The organism is Halomonas sp. ATBC28, from assembly GCF_005937175.1.
Classification (GTDB): domain Bacteria; phylum Pseudomonadota; class Gammaproteobacteria; order Pseudomonadales; family Halomonadaceae; genus Vreelandella; species Vreelandella titanicae.
Genome location: NZ_VCQL01000067.1, coordinates 1 through 962, shown reverse-complemented (window position 1 = coordinate 962; position 962 = coordinate 1). Strand labels below are relative to the sequence as shown.

Genomic DNA, 962 nt, shown 5'->3' with positions numbered 1-962 from the left:
CCTTTCCCGCTCAATGAGCGGGAAAGGAGCAAAAATACACAAAGAAAGGGAGAAGAGTGTCTGAATTTTCGATTTTTTGTCGGCTCAAGTAAGCGTTGATGAATATCGGCAGTTATTCAGACCTTCCCTAGAGAAATCTCTTGACCAACCGTTAACGTGCTCAACGCGAATTGAAGTTGCTCCTAAGCTCATAAGCAAATTAATTGCTTCACAAAACTTATGTTCAAAAGTTACGCGGTGAAAATCAGCCAAAGTGTAATAAACATTAGGCAATGCGGGATGCCCTATGTACAGGACACCATCACGAGGATGGCCCGGTGGAAATGATAGTAATTTTGCCGTCGTACTTCCAACCGGTAACACTAAAAGACCATTATCTCGTGCACGCCCCCATGCCTTTATAGCCTCGCGAGTTACTTCTGCTATAGTTCTACCTAATGGAAGAGGAATAACATCAAAAACGATCGCTTCAGTAATTTTTTTCCAATCAAGACCATCTTGACGAACTTGAACAGCTTTTCGTTCCTCCTGCTTCGCTGCTTCCACAATCACATCGTCAGTAACAACAATCAATTGTCTGCTCGAATAAGGCAGCTCCAAGAAGCAAGAAGAACTGTACTCAATGTGACTCATTTTTATGAGCTCCTATTATGTTTAATGCTCAACTTAGCGGCACCCTTGCAATGGAGGCGAAGCTGCAATGTAAAGGGCGTCTACGGGCCATCGGCCGCGTACTACAGCGACTTGTTACACATTGCTAAGAATAATGAATTTATCTTTTCCAGTAAAAATAGAGCGCCTCATAAATATCTCGTTGACCATCCATAGTTCTACTGTAAGCGCGCCATAAAACCCATCTACCCACATTAACGTAGGCTGATCACACTGATGGTCTCTTTTGCTTTGGAGATCATCATGAGTCGCGACCTCAATTCCACTCAAGCATTTTGGTTAGGGCACCT

The 962-nt window shown here is 43.3% G+C and carries 1 protein-coding gene; it reads right to left on the bottom strand.

The genetic code is table 11. The annotated features are described in order from the left end of the window. Window positions 1-84 precede the first annotated feature (84 nt). Window positions 85-633 (bottom strand): hypothetical protein, encoded by a 549-nt coding sequence (locus E0L35_RS25315; protein WP_138801719.1) that lies wholly within the window; start codon window positions 631-633, stop codon window positions 85-87. Window positions 634-962: the final 329 nt, after the last annotated feature.

What these genes read in the sequence shown, in the direction of transcription:
- E0L35_RS25315 (WP_138801719.1), bottom strand. Translation starts at nt 633, where the DNA reads ATGAGTCACATTGAGTACAGTTCTTCTTGCTTCTTGGAGCTGCCTTAT.